Source organism: Nonomuraea sp. B208 (assembly GCF_057536035.1).
Map to the genome: position 1 here is coordinate 1 of NZ_BAAJOU010000002.1, position 22,438 is coordinate 22,438.

A 22,438-nucleotide genomic window follows, 5' to 3' on the forward strand; every position below is an offset into this window, starting at 1 on the left:
AGCAGGTCGGGGTCGTCGCGCAGCGCGGCGAGCTGCCCGGGGTTCTCCAGCAGCGCGAACGTGCCGAGGGCCAGCATGTTGGCGGTCGTCTCGTGGCCGGCGCCGAGCAGCACCAGGGCCATGTCGACGAGCTGGGCGTCGGTCAGCGGCGGGTCGGCGTCGTGGATGAGCCCGGACAGCATGTCGTCGCCCGGCTCGCTCTTCTTGGCGTCGACCAGTTTCTGGATGAACCCGTACAGCTCCAGCCCGGCGCGGGCCCGCTCGTCGTCGGGGGTGTCGGAGTTGAGGGCGATGGCGGTGTTGGTCTGGAACTGGTCGCGGTCGGCGTAGTCGACGCCGAGCATCTCGCAGATCACGAGGGAGGGGATCGGCAGCGCGTACGCGGGCACGAGATCGGCCTCGGTGCCCGCGGCCCGCATGGCCTCCAGGTGCTCGACGGCGATCTCGCGGATGCGCGACTCCAGCGCCCGCATCCGCCGCACGGTGAACTGGCCGGTCAGCAGCCGCCGCAGCCGGGTGTGCTCCGGCGGGTCCATGAAGACGAACATCCCGTCGGTGCGGCTCGCGACCTGGGGCGCGGCGGGCCCGGGGCGCGTGGCGTCGGGGTGGCGGACCCGGTCGGAGCTGAAGCGGGTGTCGCCGAGCACGGCCCGTGCCTCCTCCAGACCGGTGACCAGCCAGACCGGCGCGCCGTTGGCCAGCGTCAGCGGCTGGACCGCGCTCTTCCCGCGCAGCTCCCGCAGCCCGGCCGGCGGGTCGAACGGGCAGGCGCCCCGCTCCACCATGTCCGCGGGCAGCAGGCGCCGCATCGCGGTGGGGGACTCGGTCGTCATGAGCACATCCTCTCCTGGGCGGCAAGGTCTCGCCCGCCACCCTAGGGCAAACGTGCACGACGTGCATCCATGCACGTCGTGCACGTTCTGAGAGTCAGGCCAGCGAGAGACGTACCGGCCCGCCCGCCGGGTCGGCCCCCGCCACCAGGGAGAACGGGACGCGGAAGACCCGCCCCGGCGCGGCCGGCCACGGCAGGCGGGCACGGCCGAGCACCCGCCCGTCCTGCGTGGCGGTGACGCGGGGGAGCGTGCGGAAGGCGTCCGACCACAGCAGCAGCTTGCCGCGCGAGGGCGGCGGGCCGCCGGGCCGGACGAGCTGCGGCGCGACCCACCGCAGCGGCGCGTCGGCGACCAGCGGCACCCCGCCGCCCGGCGCGGGCTCGCCGGCCAGGTGGCCGAGCACGGCCGCGGCGACGTGCCGGCCGTCGAGCGCGGCCACGTCGGCGGTGTCCACCGGGTGCAGCAGGTTCCCCGCCGCGAACACGCCCGGCACGCTCGTGGCCAACGAGGTGTCCACGCGCGGCCCCCGCGTGCCCTCGTCCAGGTCGAGCCCGGCGGCGCGGGCCAGCTCGTGGTCCGGAATCCAGTCGCCGGTGGTGATCACCGTGTCGCAGGGGACGCGGTGGCGCCGCCCGGTGTCCAGGTTCTCGATGTCGACCGAGGTCACCCGGCCCTTGCCGTGGATGGCGACCACGCGGGTGCGGGCGCGCACCAGCACGCCGAAGGCCAGCCGGCCCGGCACGCGGAACGCGGTGTAGGCCTCCGGCTTGTCGTACTCGCTGGTCATGAGCACCGTACGGCAGCCCGCCTCGTGCAGGGTCAGCACCGCCGACCAGCTCACCAGCTCCGCGCCGACGATCACGGCCCGCCGCCCGACCTCGCGGTGGTGCAGGTGCACCAGGTTCTGCAGCTGGCCGGTGGTGTAGACGCCGTCGGGGCGGTCGCCCGCGATGAACCTGGCCGGCCGGGGCCGCTCCCGTGCCCCGGTCGCGAGGACCACCGCGTCCGCCTCGACCAGCCGCCGGCCGCGTGGCGAGGTCACCTCCAGGGTGCGCGGACCGGCCCAGCCGGTCACCATCGCCTCGGTCTCCAGCCGGGCCCCGGCCTCGCGGGCCGAGCGGGTGAGCCGGCGCGCGTACTCGGGGCCGGACATGAACCTGCGCAGGTCGCGCATGCCGTAGCCGGGGTGGTCGCTGTGCCGGGGGATGCCGCCGGTCTCCGCCTCCCGCTCCAGCACCAGGACGTCGCCGGCCACGGACGGGGCGAGGGCGGCCGCCGCGGTCAGCCCGGCCGGGCCGCCGCCGATCACGGCCACCCGCACGCGCTCGGTCATTCCGTCGCCCCCTCGAAGATCTCGCGTACCCGGGCGCCGCAGTAGAACCCCTGGCAGCGCCCGTTCATGGCCCTCGTACGCCGCCGCAGCCCCTCCAGGTCGGCGGGCGGCACCGGCGAGGCGAGGGCGTCACGCAGCTCGCCGCGCGTGACCCGCTCGCAGAAGCACACCACCCGGCCGTACTCGGGGTCGGCCGCGATCGCGGCGGCGTCCTGGTACGGGCGGGTGAACGCCTCGCCCAGGTTCGGCATGCGCGGCGGCGCGGGCAGCCCGGCCCGCTGGGCCAGGTCCAGATGCTCGCCCAGCAGCCCCGCGACGTGCTCGGCGATCGCCATCCCGGCGGTCAGCCCGGTGGAGCGGATCCCGCCGACCAGGAGGTAGCGCTGCCCGGCGTCGAGGTCGATCAGGTAGTCGTCCTGGCCGATGGAAGCCCGCAGGCCCGCGTACGTGGCCGTGACCTCCTCCTTCGTCAGCCCCGGCATGAGCGCGGCCGCCTTCTCCCGCAGGAACGCGAGGCCCGACTCCGAGGTGCCGGTGGCGGTGCGGTCGGCCAGGTCCTCGGCGGTCGGGCCGACCATGACGTTGCCGTAGATCGTCGGGCTGACCAGCACGCCCTTGCCCGCCGACGACGGGACGGGCAGCACGATGCAGGGCGCGAGCGGCCGGGCGAGCTTGTCGAAGACCAGCAGCTCGCCGCGGCGCGGCGTCACGGTGAAGCGGTCGTGGCCGAAGAGCGCGTCGAGCCGGTCGGCGCCGAGCCCGGCGGCGTTGACCACCCACCGGGCGGTGACCTCGCCCGCGGTGGTGGTCAGCCGGGTGACCTCCGCGTCCTGGTGGACCGCGGTGACCCGGTGGTGGCGCAGCAGCCGCACACCGCGGTTGACGGCGTCGGTGGCGAGGGCCAGGTTCGTGGTCCAGGTGCAGATGACGGACTCGCCCGGCACGGTCAGGCCGCCGAGCGCGCCAGGACCGAGCGCGGGGACCCGGCGGTAGACCTCGGCCGCGTCCACGATCTCGCAGGCGGTGTAGCCGTTGCGGGCGGCCTTGTCGCGCAGCCCCGGCAGGGCGTCGAGTTGTTCCTGGCTCCAGGCGACCAGCAGCGCGCCGGTGCGCTCGACCGGGATGCCGGTGGCGGCGGCGTACTCGCCGAGCAGGTGGTAGCCGCGGGCGACCAGGCGCGACTCCAGGGTGCCCGGCTTGGCGTCGAAGCCGGTGTGCAGGATCGCGGTGTTGGCCTTGCTGGTGCCGTCGCCCACGTCCCCGCGTGCCTCCAGCAGCGCCACCGACAGGTCGGCGCCGCCCAGCAGGCGGGCGATGGCCGAGCCGACGATGCCGCCGCCGATCACGGCGACGTCGTACGTGATCATCACTGCTCCTCAGAGTTCGCGGACAGGGTGGCGCGGGCGGCGGCCTGCCATCGCTCCAGGTAGCCGGCCGCCCGCTCGGCGGGCCAGGCGGGCTCGTAGACGGCCGACGGCCGCCAGCCGCCCGTGGCGGTGGCCGGGTCCAGCGCGGGGTCGAGGGCCATCAGGGCGCAGGCGGCGGCCCCGAGCGGGGTGGCGTGCGGCGACGGGTAGACCTCGACGGGGATCTGCGCGAGGTCGGCCTGCGCCTGCATGAGGACGCGGGAGCGGGTCAGGCCGCCGTCGGCGCGCAGCCGGGTCAGCGGCGCGCCGAGATCCGCCCCGGCCAGCTCGCTCAGCGCGGCGACCTGCGCGGCGACGCCCTCCAGCAGGGCGCGTACGAGGTGGCCGCGCCCGGTGCTGAGCGTCATGCCGGTGAAGGAGGCGGTGGCGCCGGCGTCCCACCAGGGCGCGGCCAGCCCGGCGAGCGCGGGCACGCACAGCACCCCGTCGCCGGACGGCGCCGCGACGGCGTCGAGCTCGCCCGCGCCGCTGATGAGCCCGAGGTCGGCGAGCCAGCGCACGGCCGAGGCCGCGGTGTAGACCTGGCCGTCCACGCAGTAGCGGGTCTCGCCGCGCAGCCGCCAGGCGATCGAGGTGGCGAGGCCGGACGCCGAGCGCGCGGGCGTGGTGCCGAGCTGGGCGAGCAGGAACGCGCCGGTGCCGTACGTGCACTTGGCGGTGCCCGCCTCCAGGCACGCCTCGGCCAGCAGCGCCGCCTGCTGGTCCACGATCAGCCCGGTCACCGGCAGCTCGGGGCCGAACGCGCTGGTGGTGCCCACCACGGCATCGCTGGCGACGATCTCCGGCAGCCGCTCGCCGCCGAGCCCGAACAGCTCGACCAGCTCGTCGTTCCAGCGGGCGTCGTCCAGGCCGAGCAGCAGCGAGCGGGAGGCGGTGGAGGCGTCGGTGACGAACGCCCCGCACAGCCGGTGCACCAGCCACGTGTCCGTGGTCGTCACGACGCCCTCGGTGGTGAGCTCGTCGCGGACCCAGCGCATCTTCGGCGCGGAGAAGTACGGGTCGAGCACGAGGCCGGTCAGCTCGGCGACGCGCCCGGCGTGCTCGGCCCGCGCCGCGCACAGCGGCTCGGCCCGCCGGTCCTGCCAGACGATGGCGGGGGTCAGCGGCTCGCCGGTGCGGGGGTCCCAGGCGAGCACGGTCTCGCCCTGGTTGGCCAGGGCGACCGCGTCCAGCGGCACCCCGGCCTCGGCCGCGGCCCGCCGCCCGGCGGTCAGGACGGAGTCGAGCAGGGCCCGGGGGTCCTGCTCGACGCCGCCGCCGTCGAGGTAGCGGGGCCGCAGGCCCTCCTCGGCGATCGCCAGGACCGTTCCAGCCGCGTCCACGACGATGGCCTTGGTCCCGGACGTGCCCTGGTCGATGGCGAGGATGTGCATCGTCAGCTCTGCTCCTTCTGCGCGAACGCGGCGTCGATCGAGTGCATGTCGGGCATGTCCAGCGCTCGGCGCCCCCGGGTGGCCAGCAGCGTCACCAGGTAGGCGGCGCCGATCACGACCATCACCAGGACGTAGAGCCAGGCGTCGCGGAAGGAGGCGTCGCGGAAGAGCGACAGCTCGAACACCAGCCACACCACGGACACCGCCAGCACGGGCTTCTCCCACGTGCCGAGGTCGAACTTGCCGCCCTCGGGCAGCGCCCGCCGCTTGGTGAGGTAGAGCGCGACGGTCGCGGCGTAGATGACGGCCGGCAGCAGCGTGGCCGCGCCGAACAGGGTGAACAGCGCGTCCTCGGAGAAGGCCGAGAACAGGCCCAGGATCACCTCGGCGAGCACCACGTAGAACACCGTCGCACGCAGCGGGGTGCCGAAGCGCGGTGAGACCTGCTTCCACTGCCGCCAGCCGGGGAAACGCTCGTCCCGGGACATCGCCCAGGTCAGGCGGGTGCCGGTCATCATGATGACCAGGCCGCAGGCGAAGATCGCCAGCACGACGAGCAGCAGCAGGAGCGTGGCCACGACCGGGCCGAGGGTGTTCTTGATGACGTCGGCGATCGGCGTGCCCGACGCGGCCAGCGCCACCGGGTCACCGGCCGCGAGCGTCACCGCGATCAGGAACAGGAAGCCCAGCACGCCCGAGGCGAGGACCGCCTGCCACATGGCCCGCGGGACCACCCGCTCGGGGTCGTTGGTCTCCTCGGCGAGGTTGGCCGCCGACTCGAAGCCGACGATGGTGAACGCGCCCAGCAGGAAGCCCAGCATCCACGGGCCCGCCGAGGTGAGGCCGCCGAAGCTCCAGTAGCCCTCGGCCGGGATGGCGCCGTGGCTCCACAGGTTGCTGAAGTCCATGTCGTTGCGGATCGCGGCCACCACGAGCAGCAGCACGGTCAGCAGCACCATGCCGACGAGCTCGGCCGAGACGGCCGCGTTGTTGACCTTCTCCGCCCACCGGGTGGAGCCGCCGATGAGCGCGGCCTGCCCGAGCAGGATCAGCGCGGTGACGCCCCAGGTGACGAAGCCGTTCGCCGTGTAGTCCAGCAGGACGGGCAGCACCGTCGAGGCCACCGTGTAGTCCACGGCCACGACCACGACCGCGAGGAACATGAACGAGATCCAGCCGATGATCCAGCCGAGCACGGGGTTGGCCAGGCGGGAGGTCCACTGGTAGGCGTAGCCGGTCACCGGGATGCGGGAGGCCAGCGAGCCGATCACGAGGGCCACCGCGAGCTGGCCGATCACCGCGATCGGCCAGGTCCAGATGCCGAGCGGTCCCGAGGAGTTCAGGACCGACCCGTAGGTGGTGAAGATGCCGGTCGCGATCGAGACGAACGCGAAGGCCACGGCGAACGACGCGAACTTACCGGTCCGCCGTTCGAAGGACTGCTCATAGCCGAAGCGGGCCAGCTCGTCGCTGTCGGTTTTTGGTTCACTCATCGCAACCTCCTCCTTGGTATATACCATCTGGTGTAGACCGCAAGGTACCGTCCAGGCGGGCTAAGGTGTCAACCATGGGGACGAGAGTTCACAAGACCGCAACATCTCCGCGTTACGTGACGATCGCCGCGGAGCTCCGTGACCGGATCACCGGCGAGAAGCTCGGCCCGCACACCCTCATGCCGTCGGAGCGGGAGCTCAGCGAGACCTACGGCGTCAGCAGGATGACGGCCAGGCAGGCACTCGCGCTCCTGGAGAAGGAGGGGTACGTCTACCGCAGGCCGCCGCGCGGCACGTTCGTCGCCGAGCCCCGCGTGCCCTTCCACATCGGCAGCTTCTCCGACGAGATCATCCTGGCCGGGCGGCGGCCGTCCGCCCAGCTCATCTGGGCCGAGGAACGCCCGCCCACCCCCTCCGCGCGGGCGGCGCTCGACCTGGCGGGCGAGGAGACCGTGCACGCCCTGCACCGGCTGCGCTTCGCCGACGACGAGCCGATCGCCCTGGAGACCACCTATTTCCCCAGCGCCCTCACTCCGGGCCTGCTGGGGCAGCCGCTCACCGGCTCGCTCTGGCACGTCCTGCGCAGCGAGTACGGAATCGTCCCCACGGACGCCTCCGCCGTCATCGAGTCGATCGTCATCGACGACGCCTCCTGCGCCCGGCTCAAGGTGCGCAGCGCCTCCAACGGCGTCCTGCTGACCCGCCGCACCTACACCGCCGAGGGCCGGTGCATCGAGTTCGCCCGCGACGTCTACCGCGCCGACCGGGCCTCGTTCAGGGTCGAGGCGCGCATCCCCGTGCCCGTGAGCGACTGAGCCTCAGTCGCCGTCCGCCCGAGCGGGGAGCGGCTTGCCGAACGGGACGGCGCGCAGCACGCGCAGGCGCTCGGCGGCGGCCGGATGGTCCTGCCCGGCGGCGAGCCGGTAGTAGAACCGGGCGATGTCGAGCTTGGCCGGGCCCGCCTGCTCGCACGCCTCCCCGTAGGCGAAGGACAGCCCGGCCGCGAGCTCGACCGGCCGCGGATGGGCGGCGAGGGCGCGGGCGTCCGGATGGCCGCGCCGGGCCGCCGCGTGGACCCAGTAACGCGCCTCCGCGACCTTGCCGGTCAGCAGGTCGATGATGGCCAGCCGGCACGCCGCGTCGGGGTCGCCGTCGCCCGCCAGCCGGACCAGACGCGCGACGGTCCTGGTGGTGCGCCGCTCCGCCTCGTCGGGGGCCGTCGTGTAGGGGTCGTACGAGCCGGAGACGCGCGGCCGGGCCGGCTCGCTGCGGGCGGCGCGCCAGCGGACCTGCCACTGCTCCAGAGTGCCGAGAGAGCCGGGCGGCAGGCCGGTGCTCTCGGCGTGGCGCCGGCAGACCGCCACGAAGGAGGCGACCAGTTCCCAGTCGGGCAGGCGCTCCCGCTTGCCGTTGAGTATGTCGTTGAGCGTGCTCACGGGGAGCTTCTTGGGCGTGTCCAGCACACGGGACCATCGGTGCATCTGTGCATAGCTCGGCTGCCCGGCCGCTTCCCGCAACTCTATGAGCGCAGCGATGAAGGCGGAATGCGGTCCCGCCCGGAAGGTGTCAGTCATCGTCCCTGGTGAGGTCGGAGTCGGTGAGTGCGGCAATAGTTCCAGAAAAATCCTCGCAACCCACGATGATTGACGAATTCCATCTCGTTCGGCACCACAGTCACGCCGGTCAATCAGCGCCTCAAAGGTCTCAGAGGCGGTTCCGCACGTTTCTTTGTTATTCCGTCCGGATGATTCCGGATAAATCCGGATGAGTGCGGATATCGGCGGGCCGACCGGCTCATTTTCGGGCTCGTACGGCCCCGTCCGGGCATGTTTGGACCGGTGGCCGGACGCTTTCCCGCACCGGCAGGGTGAGGCGCGATGAACCGCCGCCCGCCGGGAGGCCCCTGCCCATGTCGACGCCCATGCCCCTGCCCCTGCCCATGCCGCTGCTCACGGCCCGCCCGTCGAGCATCGCGTACCGTGCCGACGCTCCCTGCCTCGCGGACGAGCGCCTGCTGGTCACGCTGCTGACGGCCTGGGTGCTGGCGACGGGCCGGACCCCTCCCGCCGGCCGCCCCGGGGACCTCACCCCCGAGGAGCTCATCGACTTCTGGGCCGACGAGCGCCCCTGACCGTTCGCAGAGAAGAGGACCATGTTCACCACGCGCCAGTTGCTCACGCTCACCGTGACCGTCGTGATCGCCGCGATCACCTGCGCCCTCGTCCTGGCCACCGGCGCCGAGTGGCCGGGCGCCCTGCTCGGCGCGGGCGGGGCCGGCGGCGCGACGCTGGCCGCCCTGCCGAAGCTGCTGAGCAGGCGCGACCCCTAGGCGGGGTCGTCGCCGCCGGGCGTCAGGACGTGATCGACCGCGCTCAGCGCCAGCGTCTTGTAGCCGACCGAGTCGAACAGCACGGTGATCCGGTCGGGCTCGCGGCCCATCACCGTCCCCCCGCCCCACGTCTTGTGCGTCACCTTCGCGCCCACCGGGAACGGCCCCTCGTCCGCCGGGGGCGCCGGCTCCGGGTCCCCGCCGTCGCGGCAGGTGTCGCACGAGCCGCACGCCCCGGCCGCGTACGGCTCCCCGAAGTACGCCAGCAGGAAGCGGCGGCGGCACCCCAGGGTCTCCGCGTAACCGCGCATCATGTCGACCCGCGACCGGTCCAGGTGGTGCCGGGCCTCGTCGAGCGCCGCCGCCCGCTCGGCGGCCTCCTCGGGCGGCAGCCCGGGATCGGCGTACCGGAGGTCGCCGGCGTCGGTCACGGCGAGCGCCCCCGCCCGCTCCAGCAGGTTGACCAGCCGGGTGAGCTGGGACGCGCTCAGCTCCAGCAGCCCGGCCAGCTCCCGCGCGGGCACCGCCCCCGCGTGCTCGCGGGCGAGGGTCGCCACCCGGAGCAGCGTCTCCGCGTCGGCCCGGCCGCCGGTGAAGAAGCGGCGCAGGCCGAGATCCTCGGGCCGGTAGAACAGCACCGCTGAGGCGGGCGCGCCGTCCCGCCCCGCGCGGCCGATCTCCTGGTAGTAGGCGTCGGGGGACTCGGGCGGCGCGGCGTGCAGCACGTAGCGGACGTCCGGCCGGTCGATGCCCATCCCGAACGCCGACGTCGCGACCACCACGTCCAGGTCCCCGGAGGCGAACAGCTCCTGGACGCGGGTCCGCTCCGCGGCCTTCATCCCGCCGTGGTACGCCTCCGCCCGCCGCCCCCGCTCGGCCAGCGCGGCGGCGTACCGCTCGGTGTCCTTGCGGGTGGCGACGTAGACCAGGCCGAGGCCGTCCTGCCCGGCGGCGTGCTCGACCAGCGCCTTGCTCTTGTCCTCCTCGCGCACGAACCGGCGGACCTCCAGCGCGATGTTCGGCCGGTCGAAGCCCCGGACGATCTCCACGGGGTCGGTCAGGCCGAGCGCGCGGACGATCTCCTCGCGGACGTTCGGCGCGGCCGTGGCCGTCATCGCCACCACCGGCGGGTGCCCCAGCCGGGCGATGACCCGGCCGAGCCGCTGGTAGTCGGGCCGGAAGTCGTGGCCCCAGGCCGCGACGCAGTGCGCCTCGTCGATCGCGATCAGCGACGGCCGGGCCTGCGCCAGCCGCTCCACCACCTCCGCCTTGGCGAGCTGCTCCGGCGACAGGAACACGAACTCCGCCGCGCCCGCCGTCACCTGCTCCAGCCCGCTGTCCACGGAGGTGGTCGAGTTGACCGCCACCGCGCCGCCCGCGTCCGCCTTGAGCAGGCCCGCCACCTGGTCGCGCTGGAGCGCGATGAGCGGCGAGACGACGACCGTCGGCCCGTCGAGGAGCTGCGCGGGGATCTGGTAGACGGCCGACTTGCCGGCCCCCGTCGGCATGACGAGCAGCACGTCCCGGCCGGCGAGCAGGTGCTCCATCGCCTCCTGCTGGCCCGGCCGCAGCCGCTCCCACCCGAACCGCCGCCGCGCCGCGGCCCGCAGCCGCCGGCCGCGCCGCCCGAACCGATGCCTCAACGCCACCGTCAGGCTCACTGCCACCCGCCCTTCGCCCGGTCCCGCCGCCATGGTGGCGGGGCCAGTACCCAGCCTGGCCCCGCCCATGCGCTACGGAAAGCGATCAGGCGATCAGGTCAGCACTGCGGCCAGGTCAGCACTGCGGCGCCACGGCGTCGATCTTTGCGCCGAAGTCGTTGTCGTAGACGGTGCGGTAGTCGCCGTTACGGACGACGCGGGTCTCCTTCCTGGTGGGGACCGTGATCCAGTTGATGAAGCAGCCGTCCGCCCCCGCCCGAAATGAGCCGACGTTGTCGTGCAGGGCGGGGGGCACGTCCACGTAGCCGTTGCCCGGGTTCCAGCACCAGCTCGCCCCGCTGAAGTTGCGACCGGTGTAGAGGCAGATGTCGCCCGCGCGGGCCGCGGCGGCCGGGGCGGCCAGGACGGCCAGCGCGGCGAGCGTGGCTGCGGAGGCGGCGGCGATGCGGGTGACGTGGGACGTCCTCATGGTGTCTCCTCGTGTCGGGGGACCGGGACGGCGGTCGCCGCCCGGCTCCGTCACATCCTGTAACAGTGTCGTCACTCTTCGAATCCGCCCGTGTGGTACATGAGGGGGCACTACAGGTGGCGGAGAAGTGGCCGGAGGGTCATGGCGGAAGCCCGCGCTCTCGGCTATAGAACGACGGGCTTGGCGCGGCCCGGCGCGCTCGGCTACGCTCCGCTCGATCGACCGGCCCCGTACGCCGGTCAGCGGACACCCCCATGCCGACCTGCGAGGCGCACGATGAGCGACCGTCCCGGCCGCGTCCACGTCGTCTGCGCCGAGGTGCCGCCCGACATCGTCGGCGGGCTCGGCCGCTACGCCGAGCGGCTGATCGCGGCGCTGCGCGGACGCGGCACGCCCGTCGTCGTCCACGGCGCGGCCGGGCGGCGCGGGCGCGCGCCGCGCGCGGAACGCCTGGACGAGGTGCTGCTCCGCCGGGTGCCGGTCATGGGCTGGGGCCCCGCAGGGAGCTCCCGGCTGCCCGCGCCGCTGCGCAGGGCGGCCAGGTTCGCCGGGATCCTCGGCTACAACCTGCGCGTCGCCGCCCGCGTCCTGCGCGCCGAGCCGCCGTGGGCGCGGCGCGGCCCGGACGGGCCCGTGGTCGCCGTGCACGACTGGATGGGCTGCCCGGCGGGCATCCTGTGCGCGCTGCTCGGCCGCCTGCCCGTGGTGTTCCACGTCCACACCCGCGAGCTGAACGACGCCCCCGGCGCCCGCCGCTCCCTGTTCACCGCCGTCCTCGACGCCCTGGAGACCGCGACGGCCAGGCTGGCCCGCCTGGTCGTGGTGCCGAGCGCCGGCGTACGCGCCGAGCTGCTGGCCAAGGGCTGGCCCGCGGCGCGGCTGCGGGTCGTGCCGCACGGCTTCGAGGAGCCCGGCCTGCTGCGGCTGGCCGCGCTGCCCGCGCGGGAGCGCGAGCGGCTGCGGGCCGAGGTGCGGGCGCGGCACCTGCCCGGCGGGAAGGGGCGGCTGATCGTGTTCGTCGGGCGGCCGTCGCCGCACAAGGGCGTCGGCACGCTCGTCCGGGCCGTGCCGCGCGTCGCCGAGAAATACGACGACGTGCGCGTCCTGCTCGTCGGCGGGCAGCCGCCGCACAGCGGGGACGACGCCGTGGTGGCCCGGCTCATCGAGCGGACCGGCGTCGCCGGGCGGGTCACCGCGAGTCACCGCTTCCTGCCGCAGGAGGAGGTGTTCGGCTGCTTCCTCGCCGCCGACGTGTGCGTGTTCCCCTCGACGTACGAGCCGTTCGGGCTGGTCGCGGTCGAGGCGATGGCGCTCGGCCGGCCCGTCGTGGTCGGGCCGGGGTTCTCGCCGGACGTCGTCGGCGACGGGGCGCTCCGCTGCGTCCGCGACTCGCCGGACGACCTGGCGGGCGCCCTCCTGTCGTGCCTCGGCGACCCGGAGGCCGCCGGGCGGCTGGGGGAGCGGGGGGCGGCGCACGTACGGGCCCGGTTCAGCTGGGATCGCACGGCCGAGGCCACCCTGGCCGTCTACGCCGAGGCGGCGGGGGCCGGCCGCGGCGCGTGAGCCGCTTTGCCTCCCTTCGGCGTCTCCCGTACGGTCCGGTTGATCGCGCAATCTGATCAGAAAGAGGACGACGTGCCGCACTACAGCAAGCTCTGCCGCATCGTGATCGACGTCGAGGAGCGCCACCACGCCGACGAGCTCGCCTTCTGGCAGGCCGCGACCGGGGCCACGCTGGAGAACTTCCCCTCCTTCCCCGAGTTCCACGGCGCCATGCTGGGCAGCGGCGACTTCGGGCTGCTGCTCCAGCGGCTGGACGAGGGGCCGGCCCGGGTGCACCTCGACTTCCACACCGACGACGTCGAGGCCGAGACGGCCCGGCTGGAGCGGCTGGGCGCCAAACGCGTCAGGCACCTGGACGGCCGCTGGTGGATCATGGAGGATCCGGCCGGCCTGCGGTTCTGCGTCGTCCCCGAGCCGCCCGGCGCCCTCCACGACGGCAACGCCCAGCGCTGGGAGGACTGACGGCCCTCCGCACGACCGGGCCGGGCGGGCGGTTGCCCGTCCGGCTTTCCCATGCCCGCGTCCGCCTGTCGAAAAGGGCCCTGATTGCAGGATTCTTGCAATCGGTTGTTGCAGAAATCTTCGCGCAGCCAGCCAGAACGCCCAGCGCCGTTTGCAGTTTTACCTGGATGTATTGACGTTTCCGCCATGTAACGTCACTGTGACTGCAACCGGTTGGCACTCCCCCCTTGAGAGCTGTGCAGCGCCATGCCTCGAACCGACCGAACGGAGCCGGACGTGCGCAACAACCATTTCTCCGGACGGAGGGCGGCCGTCGTGCTGGCCGCCGGCGTCCTCGCCGCGGGCGGCCTGGTGGCCGTGCTCGGCACCCCCGCCTCGGCCGCGCCGGCCGACGGCGCCTACACCCTCGTCAACGCGGGCAGCGGCCTGTGCGCCACCGTCCCGGGCGCCGCCACGGGAGACGGCGTCCAGCTCAGCCAGACCTCCTGCACCGGCGCGGACGGACAGGTCTTCACCCTCACCGCCAGCGGTTCGGCCTACCGGCTCACCGCCCGGCACAGCGGCAAGTGCGTCGGCGTCCGCGACGCCTCCACCAGCGCGGGCAAGCCCGTCCAGCAGGAGAGCTGCACCGGCGCCACCTCCCAGACCTGGCAGCTCACCGCCTCCGGCGCCAACTACCGCGTCGTCAACGCCAACGGCGGCAAGTGCCTCAACGTCAAGGACAACGCCACCTCCTCCGGGGCCCTGCTCCAGCAGAACTCCTGCGACTCCGTCTCCACCAAGCAGTGGACGCTGAGCCCCGCGGGCGGCGGCCCGACGCCCACGTCCACCCCCACGTCCACCCCCACCACCACCCCGACCACCACGCCCCCGCCGGCGAGCGGCACCCTGTACGTCTCGCCGAGCGGCCGTGACAGCGCCACCGGCACGCAGTCCGACCCGACGACCCTCACCTCGGCGATCGGCCGCATCGCCGCCGGCGGCACCATCTACCTGCGCGGCGGCACCTACTCCTACGCGCAGACCGTCACCATCGCCGCGGGCAACAACGGCACCTCCAGCGCCCGCAAGAAGCTGTCGGCCTATCCAGGCGAGACCCCGGTGCTGAACTTCTCGGCCCAGAGCGAGGACCCGGCCAACCGGGGGCTCGCGGTGAACGGGTCGTACTGGCACGTCTACGGCATCGTGGTCGAGCGGGCCGGCGACAACGGCATCTTCGTCGGCGGCAGCAACAACATCATCGAGCGCACCACGACCCGCTACAACCGCGACACCGGCCTGCAGCTCTCGCGGATCGCCTCCGACACGCCGCAGAGCCAGTGGCCGGCCAACAACCTCATGCTCAGCGTCCTGTCGCACGACAACGCCGACTCCGACGGCGAGGACGCCGACGGCTTCGCCGCCAAGCTGACGGTCGGCTCCGGCAACGTCTTCCGCTACGCGGTGTCCCGCAACAACATCGACGACGGCTGGGACCTCTACACCAAGACCGACACCGGCCCCATCGGCGTCGTGACCATCGAGGACTCCCTGGCCTACAACAACGGCACCCTGAGCAACGGCGGCCAGGCCGGCAACGGCGACCGCAACGGGTTCAAGCTCGGCGGCGAGGACATCTCCGTCAACCACGTCATCCGTCGCAACATCGCCTACCGCAACGGCAAGCACGGCTTCACCTACAACCGCAACCTCGGCACCATGACGATCTCCGACAACGTGAGCATCGACAACACCGAGCGCAACTTCTCCTTCGACGGCGGCACCTCGGTGTTCCGCGGCAACACCTCCTGCCGCAGCGGCAGCGGGAGCAACGACAAGATCGTCGGTAACTCCGACAGCTCCAACCAGTTCTGGAGCGGCTCCAACGGCTCGCGCTGCTCGTCCTACAGCGGCACGCTGAGCTGGTCGTTCGCCTCGGACGGCCGGCTCGTCGTGAGCTTCGGCGGCGTCCCGGTCACCTTCTAGCGCGGCTCTCCCCCCGCCACCCGTCCGGAAGCTCCGGGCGGGTGGCGCTCGCGTTCACGGGCCCGGCGCGCCCGCCGTCACGGCCCTCAGCTCGGTGAACGCCTCCCGCATCACCTGCCGCAGGTCCGCCTCGCCGGGTTCGCCCACCCAGCGTTCGAAGGCGATCTTGAAGACCGCGATGCCCGCCTCGGCGGCGAGGCTCGCGGCCGGCTCGCCGACCCCGCGCTCGCGCAGCGCGCCGGCGAGCGTCCTGGCGAGCGTGGCCAGCTTGATCAGCTCGCGCTCCCGCAGCTCGGCGTGGGCGAGGATGATCGCCTGACGCCTGCGGGAGCGCTCGTGGCGCTCCTGGAACAGTGGCCCGACGGCGTCGAGGGCCGCCGCGACCGCCTCCAGCGGCCCGGCCGATTCAGGCGCGGCGGCGACGGCCGCCGTCAGGCGCTCCTCCAGCAGCGTCCCGCCGCCGAACAGCACCTCGCGCTTGTCGGCGAAGTGCCGGAAGAACGTGCGCTCGGTGAGCCCGGCGCGTCTGGCGATCTCCGCGACCGTCGTCTGCTCGTATCCGCGCTCGCCGTACAGCTCCAGCGCGGCCTCCTCAAGCCGGCCGCGCGCGTTCGGCTCCCATCGCCCCATGCCCCCGATCATAGTTGATGACAGTTACTGACATCGCGGGCTATGCTCGTGATGACAGCAACTGACATCAGTCGGCGGCGGCGTCAGCCTGCCCGCCGGCTCTTTCGGAGGTCTTTCTCATGCGTGTCTTCGTCACCGGCGCGTCCGGCTGGATCGGATCCGCCCTCGTCCCCGAGCTCATCGGCGCGGGACACCAGGTCATCGGGCTCGCCCGGTCCGACGCGTCGGCGGACGCCCTCGCCGCGGCCGGCGCCGAGGTCCGCCGGGGCGCCCTCGACGACCTCGACGTCCTGCGGGACGCCTCCGCCGCCGCCGACGGCGTGATCCACCTCGCCTTCAAGCACGACCTCGCCTTCAGCGGCGGCTTCGAGGCCGCCGCCGTCGCCGACCGGCGCGCCGTCGAGGTCATGGGGGAGGCGCTGGCGGGCTCCGGCCGGCCGTTCGTCCTCGCCTCCGGCCTGCTGGGGCTGCTGCCCGGCCGGCTGGCCACCGAGCGGAACGACCCGCCCACGGACCACCTGCCCGCGGGCCCCGCCGGCCGGCGGGAGACCGCGCGGCTGACCGTCGCGCTCGCGGAGCGGGGCGTGCGGTCGAGCGTCCTGCGGCTGCCCCCGACCGTGCACGGCGAAGGGGACTACGGCTTCGTGGCGGCGCTGGTCGGCGTCGCCCGCGACAAGGGCGTGGCCGGCTACGTGGGCGACGGGTCCAACCGGTGGCCGGCCGCGCACCGCCTCGACGTCGCGACGCTCTTCGTGGCGGCGCTGGAGCGGGCCCCCGCGGGGTCGGTGCTGCACGCGGCCGCCGAGGAAGGGGTGCCGTTCCGCGCGATCGCCGAGGTGCTCGGCCGCCACCTGGGACTGCCGGTGGCCTCGATCCCCGCCGAGAAGGCGGGCGCGCACTTCGGCTGGCTGGGCGACTTCGCCGCCACGGACGGCCCCGCCTCCAGCGAGCTGACCCGCGAGCTGCTCGGCTGGCGGCCCGTACGGCAGGGGCTGCTCGCCGACCTCGACGAGGGGCACTACTTCCGCTGATTCGCGGGGTGGCGGCCCTTGGCAGCCGCCGCGCCTGGCTTTAATGTTCAGTGCAATGCCACACATTACCTACCTGATGCCGGGCGTCCTCGTACGCGAGCACGCGACCGCCGTGCCGCTCGACTGGTCCGACCCGTCGCGGGGCGAGATCGAGATCTTCTTCCGCGAGCTGGTGGACCCCGACCGGGCCCGCGAGGACCTGCCGTGCCTGGTCTACCTGCAGGGCGGCCCCGGCGGTAAGGGGCCGCGCCCGCTCGCCGCGGACGGCTGGCTCGGCCAGGCGCTGCGCACCCACCGGGTGATCCTCATGGACCAGCGCGGCACCGGCCGCAGCACCCGGGTCGACGGCCGCCGGATGAGCGCCTTCGCCACCGCCGAGGAAGGGGCGCATTACCTCGCCTGCTTCCGCGCCGACGCCATCGTGGCCGACCACGAGCACGTACGCCGGACGTTCTTCGGCGGCCGGCGCTGGAGCACGCTCGGCCAGTCGTACGGCGGGTTCCTCACCCTGACGTACCTGTCGAACGCGCCGGAAGGGCTGAGCGCCTGCTACGTCACCGGCGGCCTGCCCGGCCTGGACCCGTCCGCGGCCGAGGTCTACCGGCGCACCTATCCCCGCGTCCAGGCCAAGAACGAGGAGTTCTACCGCCGCTACCCCCAGCACGTCGAAACGGCCGCCCGCGTCGCCGACCGGCTCGCCGCCGGCGACGTACGGCTGCCCGACGGCGACCCGCTGACCGTGCGGCGGCTGCAGTCGCTCGGCCTCGACTTCGGCATGAAACCCGGCTACGAGCGCATGCACTACCTGCTCGACGAGGCGTTCAGCGGGGACGAGCTGTCGGCCACGTTCCTGCACCAGGTGCTGGCCCGCACCTCCTTCAGCGACAACCCGCTGTTCGCCGCGCTCCAGGAGAGCATCTACGGCCACGGCCCCGGCCCCACCGGATGGGCCGCCGAGGCCGAGCGCGCCCGGCATCCGCGCTTCGCCGAGGACGCCAGGCCGCTGCTGTTCACCGGCGAGATGATCTACCCCTGGATGTTCGAGGAGATCGCCGAGCTGCGGCCCTTCCGCGGCGCGGTCGAGCTGCTCGCCGCCCGCCCCGAGTGGCCGCCGCTCTACGACCACGACCGGCTGGCCGCGAGCGAGGTCCCGCTCGCCGCCGCCGTCTACTACGACGACATGTACGTCGACGCCCACCTCCAGCTCGACACCGCCGCCCGGATCGGCAACGCCCGGTGCTGGGTCACCAACGAGTACGAGCACGACGGCGTCGGCGACCCCCGGGTCCTCGGCCGGCTCAGGGAACTGGTCCGCGACATGGGAGGAGAGATCGCCGATGCGTGAGGGCAGGCCGCCGAGGCTCAGCGAGATCCCGGCGTTCACCGCGTACATGAACACCGGCTGGGACGTCCCCGACCGCACCCCGCCCGTCGTCCCCGGCGCGGCCGAGGCCGCCGCCGCGCACCGGGCGAGGCTCGCCGAGGCGCTGCCCGGCCGTACCGTCGTGCTCGCCGCCGGGCGGGCCCCCGTCCGCAGCAACGACACCACCTACGGCTTCCGCGCCGACAGCGACTTCGTCTGGACGACCGGCTGCGCGATCGAGGACGCCGTCGTCGTGCTGCGCGACGGCGAGGCCACCCTCTACGCGCCGCCCCCCGCCTACCCCGGCGACCCCCGCTTCTGGAGCGACGCCCGCCACGGCGAGCTGTGGGTCGGCGCCGCCCCCGGCCTGGACGACTGGTCGCGGGCGCTCGGCGTGCCGGTCCGGCCGCTCGCCGAGCTGGACCTGGAGCCGGGCGAGGACGCCGAGGCCCGGCGCGTGCTCGCCGAGCTGCGCATGCACAAGGACGACTGGGAGGCCGAACAGCTCCGCCAGGCCGTGGACCGGACGGTCGAGGGCTTCGCCGCCGTCGTCCGCGAGATCCCCGCCGCCCTCGCGGGCCCCGGCGAGCGGTGGCTCCAGGGGACCTTCGACCGGTACGCCCGCGCCTACGGCAACGGCCCCGGCTACGCCTCCATCGTCGGCAGCGGCCCGCACGGGGCCACCCTGCACTGGGAACGCTGCGACGGCCCCGTCCTGCCGGACGAGCTGCTCCTGCTCGACCTGGGCGTCGAGGTGGCCAGCCACTACACCGCCGACGTCACCCGCACCTTCCCCGCCTCCGGCCGCTTCAGCCCCGCCCAGCGGCAGGTCCACGACCTGGTCGAACGGGCACACCGGGCCGGGCTGGCCGCCGTCCGGCCGGGCCGCCCGTTCACCGGCTTCCACCACGCCGCGATGGAGGTCATCGCGCACGGCCTGGCCGACTGGGGGCTGCTGCCGGTCTCCGTGGACGAGGCCCTGTCCGACGGCGGCCAGCACCACCGCCGCTACCTGGTGTGCGGCATCGGCCACCACCTCGGCCTGGACGTGCACGACTGCGCCCGCGCCCGCGAGGAGACCTACCACGGGGCCGTGCTCGCGCCCGGCATGGTGCTCACCGTGGAACCGGGACTGTACTTCCACGCCCACGACCTCACCGTGCCGCCCGAGCTGCGCGGCATCGGCGTCCGCCTGGAGGACGACCTGCTGGTCACCCCCGGCGGCGCGCGAGTGCTGTCGGAGGCGCTGCCCCTGGACGCGGCCGGCATCGAGAAGTGGATGGCGCAGGCGTGACCGATCTCGTGGTGATCGGCGCGGGCGTGGTCGGCGCCGCCGCCGCCTACTTCGCGTCGCTGGCCGGGCTGCGGGTGGTCGTCGCCGAGCGCGGCGCCATCGCCGGCGGCACCTCCAGCGCCGGCGAGGGCAACCTGCTCGTCTCCGACAAGGAGGCCGGGCCCGAGCTCGACCTCGCCCTGTACGCGCAGCGCGTGTGGCGCGAGGACCTGGCCGAGCACGCCCGGCTGTGGGAGTTCGAGTCCAAGGGCGGCCTGGTCGTCGCCCGGTCCGAGTCGAGCGTCGCGGCGCTGCGCGAGCTCGCCGTCCACCAGCGCCGCCACGGCGTCGAGGTGCGCGACGTGCCCGGGGACGAGCTGCGTGGGTACGAGCCGCATCTGTCGCCCGAGCTGCGCGGCGGCGCGTTCTACCCGCAGGACGCCCAGGTGCAGCCGATGCTCGTGGTCGCCCACCTGCTGCGCCTGGCCCGCGGGCTCGGCGCGCGGGTGCGCACCGGGGCCGAGGTGACCGGGTTCCTGCGCGACGGCGACCGGGTGACGGGCGTGCGCACCACGGCCGGCGACCTCCCGGCGGGCGCGGTGCTCAACGCCGCCGGCACCTGGGCGGGCGACGTGGCCGCGCTCGCCGGGGTCCACGTGCCGGTGCTGCCGCGGCGCGGGTTCGTGCTGGTCACGCAGCCCATGCCGGCGCGTACGATCCGGCACAAGGTGTACGCCGCCGAGTACGTCGGCGACGTCGCCAGCTCCGACGCCGCGCTCCAGACCTCACCCGTCGTCGAGGGCACCGGCAGCGGCACGATCCTCATCGGCGCCTCGCGCGAGCGGGTCGGCTTCGACCGTACGGTGTCCACAGCGGCGATCGGCGCGCTGGCGAGCAAGGCGATCGCGTTGTTCCCCATGTTGCGCGACGTCCGCGTCATGCGGACCTACCTCGGGTTCCGCCCCTACTGTCCGGACCATCTGCCGGTCATCGGGCCCGACCCGCGGGCGCCCGGCCTGTGGCACGCCTGCGGCCACGAGGGGGCGGGCATCGGGCTGTCGGCGGGCACCGGCAAGCTGATCGCGCAGGCCCTCACCGGTGAGCGGCCCGACCTGGAACTCAAGCCGTTCGCGCCCGAACGGTTCCCGGAGCCCGAGGAGGTGCTCTCTTGACGTACCACATGACCTTCCGCGGGGCCGTCGTGCCCGCCGAGCCGGGCCAAAGCGTCGGCGCGGCCCTGGTCGCGGCGGGAATCCGCGACTGGCGCAGCACCCGCAAGGGCGGCCGGCCGCGCGGCCTGTTCTGCGGCATCGGCGTCTGCTTCGACTGCCTCATCACGGTGAACGGCATCCCCGACCGCCGCGCCTGCCTCACCCCGGCCGCCGACGGCCTCCACCTCACCGACACCCCCGCCACCGCCGACACCCCCGCCACCGCCGACACCCCCGCCACCGCCGACACCCCCGCCACCGCCGACACCCCCGCCACCGCCGACACCCCCGCCACCGCCGATACCCCCGCCCCTGAGGACCCCGCCCCTGAGGACCCCGCCCCTGAGGACCCCGCCCCTGAGGACCCCGCCCCTGAGGACCCCGCCCCTGAGGACCCCGCCCCTGAGGGTTCCGCCCCCGAGGCTCCCGCAGTCGGCGGCCCCGCTCGCAAGGACGCCGCCCCCGAGGCCCCCGCTCTCGGCGGCCCCGCCCGCAAGGACGCCGCCCCTGAGGACCGTGTCCTCGGGGGCGGCGAGGCGGGAGGTGGGCATGCGCCGTCAGCATGACGTGGCCGTGGTCGGGGCCGGGCCGGCGGGGCTGGCCGCGGCGGTGCAGGCGGCCGAGGCCGGGCTGCGGGTCGCGCTCGTCGACGCCGCCGCCCAGCCCGGCGGCCAGTACTGGCGGCACTACGACGAGCGCCACGCCCGCCCCGCCGACCGCGCAGGCCACCACGACCTGCGGACGTTCACCGCCCTGCGCGCCCGCCTGCGCGCCCTGTCCGCCGCCGGCCTGATCCGCCACCTCCCCGGCCTCCAGGTCTGGCTGATCACCCGCGCCGCCGACGGCGCCTTCATCCTCCGCACCACCCCGGCGGCCGGCGCGCCGGGCGAGATCGGAGCCACGGTCACCGCCCCCGCGCTGATCCTCTGCCCAGGCGGCTACGACCGCCAGCTCCCCGTCCCCGGCTGGGACCTGCCTGGCGTGATGACCGCGGGCGGCGCGCAGGCCCTGCTCAAGGGCCACCGCACGGCGCCCGGCCGGCGCGCCGTCGTCGCCGGCACCGGCCCGTTCCTGCTGCCGGTCGCGACCGGCCTCGCCCGCGCCGGCACCGAGGTGGCGGCCGTCGTCGAGGCCAACGCCACCCTCGGCTGGCTGCGCGACCCGGCGGGTGCGGCCTCGGCTCCCGGCAAGGGCCTGGAGGCGCTGCAGTACGCGGCGCTGATGGCCCGGCACCGCATCCCGTACCGGACCAGGACGGCGGTCACCGAGATCCTCGGCGAGGACCGCGTGGAGGCGGTCCGGGTCGCCCGCGTGGACCGCGACGGCCGCCCGTACGGACCGGCCGAGGAGATCCGCGCCGACCTCGTCGCGCTCGGCTGGGGCTTCACCCCGTCGGTCGAGCTGCCGCTCATGCTCGGCGCCGCCACCCGCAAGGACGTGGACGGCTCGCTCGTGGTGTCCGTGGACGCCCTGCAGCGCAGCAGCGTCCCCGGCCTGTACGTGGCCGGCGAGGCGACCGGCGTCGGCGGCGCGGCCCTGGCCGGGCAGGAGGGCCGCCTGAGCGCGCTCGCCCTGGCCCGCTCGCTGGGCCGGCCGGCCGACCCGGCGCTGATGGTCCGGCTGCGGACCGCGATCGTCCGGGGACGCCGCTTCGCCGCCGCCATGCACCGCACCTACCCGGTGCCGCCCGCGTGGACCGGCTGGCTGCGGGACTCGACGCTGGTCTGCCGGTGCGAGGAGGTCTCGTACGGCGAGCTGCGCGCCGCGCACGCCGAGCTGGGCGCGGCGGACCCCCGTACGCTGAAGATGCTGGCCAGGCCCGGCATGGGCTGGTGCCAGGGCCGGGTGTGCGGCTTCGCCACGGCGGGCATCGCGGCGTGCCTGAGCGGCCGCGAGAGCACCGCCGACGACCTGCGGCCGATGTCCACCCGCCCGATCGCCGCCCCGGTGACGCTGGGCGAGCTCGCCGCGCTGGCCGACGACGCGGCGGGGGAGGGCGGCCCCTGACGCCGGGCCGGCCGT

General features: G+C 74.5%; 21 protein-coding genes. 12 read left to right on the forward strand and 9 right to left on the reverse strand.

Annotated elements, in window-relative coordinates; genetic code table 11:
- The 5 genes from AC27IY_RS00445 to AC27IY_RS00465 form a co-directional block, all read right to left on the reverse strand.
- The coding region (locus AC27IY_RS00445; RefSeq protein ID WP_487176722.1) for a cytochrome P450 family protein at positions 1 to 833 on the reverse strand (833 nt) is incomplete at its 3' end.
- A 94-nt stretch (positions 834 to 927) separates the two neighbouring features.
- Complete coding sequence (locus AC27IY_RS00450; RefSeq protein WP_344205674.1) at positions 928 to 2,166, reverse strand: NAD(P)/FAD-dependent oxidoreductase; 1,239 nt, start codon at positions 2,164 to 2,166, stop codon at positions 928 to 930.
- A complete protein-coding gene (locus tag AC27IY_RS00455; protein WP_487176723.1) occupies positions 2,163 to 3,533 on the reverse strand; it encodes an NAD(P)/FAD-dependent oxidoreductase in 1,371 nt (456 codons plus the stop codon). The genes AC27IY_RS00450 and AC27IY_RS00455 overlap by 4 nt, the downstream gene beginning before the upstream one ends.
- Positions 3,533 to 4,966, reverse strand: a complete 1,434-nt coding sequence (locus AC27IY_RS00460) for an FGGY family carbohydrate kinase (protein ID WP_487176724.1) — start codon at positions 4,964 to 4,966, stop codon at positions 3,533 to 3,535. Before AC27IY_RS00460 ends, AC27IY_RS00455 begins: the two co-directional genes overlap by 1 nt.
- 2 nt (positions 4,967 to 4,968) lie before the next feature.
- Entirely contained in the window at positions 4,969 to 6,459 is a 1,491-nt protein-coding gene (locus tag AC27IY_RS00465) for an amino acid permease (protein WP_487176725.1), read from the reverse strand.
- Between the two features lie 116 nt (positions 6,460 to 6,575).
- Between AC27IY_RS00465 and AC27IY_RS00470 the strand changes: the two genes are divergently transcribed.
- Positions 6,576 to 7,274: a GntR family transcriptional regulator gene (locus tag AC27IY_RS00470; RefSeq protein WP_423447833.1), complete on the forward strand. Its 699-nt coding sequence runs from the start codon at positions 6,576 to 6,578 to the stop codon at positions 7,272 to 7,274.
- A gap of 3 nt (positions 7,275 to 7,277) precedes the next feature.
- On the opposite strand, the gene AC27IY_RS00475 is transcribed toward AC27IY_RS00470, so the two are convergent.
- Positions 7,278 to 7,895: an SEL1-like repeat protein gene (locus tag AC27IY_RS00475; protein WP_423472014.1), complete on the reverse strand. Its 618-nt coding sequence runs from the start codon at positions 7,893 to 7,895 to the stop codon at positions 7,278 to 7,280.
- A 473-nt stretch (positions 7,896 to 8,368) separates the two neighbouring features.
- Here AC27IY_RS00475 and AC27IY_RS00480 point away from each other — a divergent pair, with 473 nt between their 5' ends.
- Positions 8,369 to 8,590 (forward strand): hypothetical protein, encoded by a 222-nt coding sequence (locus tag AC27IY_RS00480; protein ID WP_487176726.1) that lies wholly within the window; start codon positions 8,369 to 8,371, stop codon positions 8,588 to 8,590.
- A gap of 21 nt (positions 8,591 to 8,611) precedes the next feature.
- Positions 8,612 to 8,788 (forward strand): hypothetical protein, encoded by a 177-nt coding sequence (locus tag AC27IY_RS00485; protein ID WP_020547771.1) that lies wholly within the window; start codon positions 8,612 to 8,614, stop codon positions 8,786 to 8,788.
- Here AC27IY_RS00485 and AC27IY_RS00490 read toward each other — a convergent pair.
- Both AC27IY_RS00490 and AC27IY_RS00495 read right to left on the reverse strand, forming a co-directional pair.
- The gene (locus AC27IY_RS00490) at positions 8,785 to 10,437 is read right to left on the reverse strand and encodes a RecQ family ATP-dependent DNA helicase (protein ID WP_487176727.1); all 1,653 of its coding nucleotides are present in this window, start codon (positions 10,435 to 10,437) and stop codon (positions 8,785 to 8,787) included. The two genes, AC27IY_RS00485 and AC27IY_RS00490, sit on opposite strands and share 4 nt — an antisense overlap.
- A gap of 127 nt (positions 10,438 to 10,564) precedes the next feature.
- Positions 10,565 to 10,918, reverse strand: a complete 354-nt coding sequence (locus AC27IY_RS00495; protein ID WP_344205686.1) for a peptidase inhibitor family I36 protein — start codon at positions 10,916 to 10,918, stop codon at positions 10,565 to 10,567.
- A 276-nt stretch (positions 10,919 to 11,194) separates the two neighbouring features.
- Between AC27IY_RS00495 and AC27IY_RS00500 the strand changes: the two genes are divergently transcribed.
- The 3 genes from AC27IY_RS00500 (at position 11,195) to AC27IY_RS00510 (ending at position 14,908) form a co-directional block, all read left to right on the forward strand.
- Positions 11,195 to 12,481 carry a glycosyltransferase family 4 protein gene (locus AC27IY_RS00500; RefSeq protein WP_487176728.1) on the forward strand — a complete coding sequence of 429 codons (1,287 nt, stop codon included), beginning with the start codon at positions 11,195 to 11,197 and terminating at the stop codon, positions 12,479 to 12,481.
- Positions 12,482 to 12,553: 72 nt separating this feature from the next.
- On the forward strand, positions 12,554 to 12,943 hold the full coding sequence (locus AC27IY_RS00505; protein WP_344205689.1) for a VOC family protein: 390 nt from the start codon (positions 12,554 to 12,556) through the stop codon (positions 12,941 to 12,943).
- A 276-nt stretch (positions 12,944 to 13,219) separates the two neighbouring features.
- Positions 13,220 to 14,908 carry an RICIN domain-containing protein gene (locus AC27IY_RS00510; RefSeq protein ID WP_423447819.1) on the forward strand — a complete coding sequence of 563 codons (1,689 nt, stop codon included), beginning with the start codon at positions 13,220 to 13,222 and terminating at the stop codon, positions 14,906 to 14,908.
- Between the two features lie 54 nt (positions 14,909 to 14,962).
- On the opposite strand, the gene AC27IY_RS00515 is transcribed toward AC27IY_RS00510, so the two are convergent.
- Positions 14,963 to 15,538 (reverse strand): TetR/AcrR family transcriptional regulator, encoded by a 576-nt coding sequence (locus AC27IY_RS00515; RefSeq protein WP_487176729.1) that lies wholly within the window; start codon positions 15,536 to 15,538, stop codon positions 14,963 to 14,965.
- A gap of 119 nt (positions 15,539 to 15,657) precedes the next feature.
- On the opposite strand from AC27IY_RS00515, the gene AC27IY_RS00520 reads away from it, so the two are divergent.
- From AC27IY_RS00520 to AC27IY_RS00545, 6 genes are read left to right on the forward strand one after another with little or no spacing between them, the layout of a single operon-like run.
- Entirely contained in the window at positions 15,658 to 16,569 is a 912-nt protein-coding gene (locus AC27IY_RS00520) for an SDR family oxidoreductase (protein ID WP_487176730.1), read from the forward strand.
- 55 nt (positions 16,570 to 16,624) lie between these two features.
- Positions 16,625 to 17,914 (forward strand): alpha/beta fold hydrolase, encoded by a 1,290-nt coding sequence (locus AC27IY_RS00525; protein WP_487176732.1) that lies wholly within the window; start codon positions 16,625 to 16,627, stop codon positions 17,912 to 17,914.
- Positions 17,907 to 19,226, forward strand: a complete 1,320-nt coding sequence (locus tag AC27IY_RS00530) for an aminopeptidase P family protein (protein WP_487176733.1) — start codon at positions 17,907 to 17,909, stop codon at positions 19,224 to 19,226. Before AC27IY_RS00525 ends, AC27IY_RS00530 begins: the two co-directional genes overlap by 8 nt.
- The gene (locus AC27IY_RS00535) at positions 19,223 to 20,377 is read left to right on the forward strand and encodes an NAD(P)/FAD-dependent oxidoreductase (RefSeq protein WP_487176734.1); all 1,155 of its coding nucleotides are present in this window, start codon (positions 19,223 to 19,225) and stop codon (positions 20,375 to 20,377) included. Before AC27IY_RS00530 ends, AC27IY_RS00535 begins: the two co-directional genes overlap by 4 nt.
- Complete coding sequence (locus AC27IY_RS00540) at positions 20,374 to 20,982, forward strand: (2Fe-2S)-binding protein (RefSeq protein WP_487176735.1); 609 nt, start codon at positions 20,374 to 20,376, stop codon at positions 20,980 to 20,982. Before AC27IY_RS00535 ends, AC27IY_RS00540 begins: the two co-directional genes overlap by 4 nt.
- Positions 20,966 to 22,423, forward strand: coding sequence for an FAD/NAD(P)-dependent oxidoreductase (locus AC27IY_RS00545; protein WP_487176736.1), 1,458 nt, complete (start codon positions 20,966 to 20,968; stop codon positions 22,421 to 22,423). Before AC27IY_RS00540 ends, AC27IY_RS00545 begins: the two co-directional genes overlap by 17 nt.
- Positions 22,424 to 22,438: the final 15 nt, after the last annotated feature.

Excerpts from the sequence above, each read along its gene's own strand:
- AC27IY_RS00485 (WP_020547771.1), top strand. The coding sequence starts at position 8,612 with ATGTTCACCACGCGCCAGTTGCTCACGCTCACCGTGACCGTCGTGATC.
- AC27IY_RS00480 (WP_487176726.1), top strand. The coding sequence starts at position 8,369 with ATGTCGACGCCCATGCCCCTGCCCCTGCCCATGCCGCTGCTCACGGCC.
- AC27IY_RS00455 (WP_487176723.1), bottom strand. The coding sequence starts at position 3,533 with ATGATCACGTACGACGTCGCCGTGATCGGCGGCGGCATCGTCGGCTCG.
- AC27IY_RS00460 (WP_487176724.1), bottom strand. The coding sequence starts at position 4,966 with ATGCACATCCTCGCCATCGACCAGGGCACGTCCGGGACCAAGGCCATC.
- AC27IY_RS00465 (WP_487176725.1), bottom strand. The coding sequence starts at position 6,459 with ATGAGTGAACCAAAAACCGACAGCGACGAGCTGGCCCGCTTCGGCTAT.
- AC27IY_RS00495 (WP_344205686.1), bottom strand. The coding sequence starts at position 10,918 with ATGAGGACGTCCCACGTCACCCGCATCGCCGCCGCCTCCGCAGCCACG.
- AC27IY_RS00520 (WP_487176730.1), top strand. The coding sequence starts at position 15,658 with ATGCGTGTCTTCGTCACCGGCGCGTCCGGCTGGATCGGATCCGCCCTC.
- AC27IY_RS00545 (WP_487176736.1), top strand. The coding sequence starts at position 20,966 with ATGCGCCGTCAGCATGACGTGGCCGTGGTCGGGGCCGGGCCGGCGGGG.
- AC27IY_RS00515 (WP_487176729.1), bottom strand. The coding sequence starts at position 15,538 with ATGGGGCGATGGGAGCCGAACGCGCGCGGCCGGCTTGAGGAGGCCGCG.
- AC27IY_RS00500 (WP_487176728.1), top strand. The coding sequence starts at position 11,195 with ATGAGCGACCGTCCCGGCCGCGTCCACGTCGTCTGCGCCGAGGTGCCG.
- AC27IY_RS00525 (WP_487176732.1), top strand. The coding sequence starts at position 16,625 with ATGCCACACATTACCTACCTGATGCCGGGCGTCCTCGTACGCGAGCAC.
- AC27IY_RS00530 (WP_487176733.1), top strand. The coding sequence starts at position 17,907 with ATGCGTGAGGGCAGGCCGCCGAGGCTCAGCGAGATCCCGGCGTTCACC.
- AC27IY_RS00450 (WP_344205674.1), bottom strand. The coding sequence starts at position 2,166 with ATGACCGAGCGCGTGCGGGTGGCCGTGATCGGCGGCGGCCCGGCCGGG.